Source organism: Frankia sp. CgKIO3 (genome assembly GCF_977946435.1).
In genome coordinates this window covers 1-1,450 of the sequence record NZ_CDWTMO010000226.1, presented here as the reverse complement: position 1 = coordinate 1,450, position 1,450 = coordinate 1, and the positions used below count along the sequence as shown (strand labels likewise).

The following is a 1,450-nucleotide window of genomic DNA, read 5'->3' as shown; positions in this document are numbered from 1 at the left end:
AAAGTAGGCGAGGTGAGAGCGCCTCATAGGCGACTCCATTGGCGGTTGGCTCTCCCGACCACCGGCAGGGCCACGATCTGACCGACCGCGCCCACACCGCCGCCGGCCCTCTCCCTGACGACCTACGTGACATTCTCATAACAATACTGACTCCTCGCGTTGGCCGGAATCTGTAGTTAGCCGATTACGGTTGCTGCTGGGTTGGTGGTGACTGGGAGTGGCCGGGTGGGGCGGGCGTAGGTGACGCGGCGGCGGACGTCGCTGACGGCCCTGTTGGCCAGATGGACGACGTGGAACGGGCCGACGGCCAGCGCCGCGGGTGGCAGCGCCTCGCGGGCGGCGGCCTCGTTTTCTACCCCGACCCACGGCTACACCAGCCACCACCAGGCATCATAGAAGGTCAGCGGCCAAATACGCCGTCCGGCGAACCGCGAAGAGCCCCAATACCCTGGGCGGCGGGCACTCACTTTATCGATGTCACGAGCATCGGCTTCGATTGGATGAGCTTATCGCCATGCCGCTCGCACGCTCAGTTGGTCTATTCTGTTGACGGACGTCCCGACCCTAGACCCGACCTCTGCCGCAGCGAGTTCTCCGCTGCCTTCGCCGAACCGTCCTCGGACGGCTTGGACGTACTCCATCCGCCGGTAGGCCCGCCATGTGCGCGACCTGCGTCGGAGAAGCCACCCAACGGGCTCGACCGAGCTTTGCGGCGAGACGAGCCCCTCCTTGCGACAGTTCAATAACGCTGCCCCATGAATTACAGGAGCCTGTTCAGTGGACAAGATCTGCATAATCGAGGAACTACACGCCGAGGCCTCCGATCTCACCGGGCTTTCCGACTTCGGCCCGCCGGACTACCTCGAGGGGCTGGAGGTCGTCCTTGCCTCCTACGAGCAGGAGACCGCCCTGACTGCGGACGGCGTCCGAATGGTCCGCGACAATCTGTGCGGAATCCTGGTTTCCCGCCTTTTCAGTGAGGCCGGGTGGCGCGAATACCCCGAGCATGCCCAGGTACCGATCGAGCGACCGGTGTTCATCGTCGGCATGCCGCGCACCGGCACGACCACCCTGCACCGGCTGCTCGCCGCCGACCCGGCCAACCAGGGCGTCGAACTGTGGCTGACCTACGCTCCCCAGCCCCGGCCGCCGGTCTCGACCTGGCCGACCAACCCGGTCTTCCGGCAGACCCAGCAGGATATCGCCGGCTTCGTCGCGCAACATCCTGGCTATCTGGGCATTCACAATCGTATCGCCGATGCGGTCGAGGAGTGTTGGCGGTTGATCCGCCAATCAATGCTCTCGAGCCTTCTTGAATATACCGGGCACCTGCCGACCTACTCCGCGTGGATCGCAGACCAGGATTGGACTGGCGCGTACCAGCGGAACCGGCGCAATCTGCAGCTGATCGGGCTGCGCGATCCCGAGCGCCGCTGGGTGCTCAAATGCC

At 64.9% G+C, this 1,450-nt stretch carries 1 protein-coding gene and 1 pseudogene; one reads left to right on the top strand and one right to left on the bottom strand.

Annotated features, from left to right (window positions below; translation table 11 throughout):
* Window positions 1-176 precede the first annotated feature (176 nt).
* A pseudogene (locus tag AC08OJ_RS18425) lies at window positions 177-332 on the bottom strand (transposase); the annotation flags it as partial.
* Between the two features lie 445 nt (window positions 333-777).
* Between AC08OJ_RS18425 and AC08OJ_RS18420 the strand changes: the two are divergent.
* Window positions 778-1,450 (top strand): sulfotransferase family protein (locus tag AC08OJ_RS18420; protein WP_476596388.1); only part of this gene is annotated, 673 nt, incomplete at its 3' end.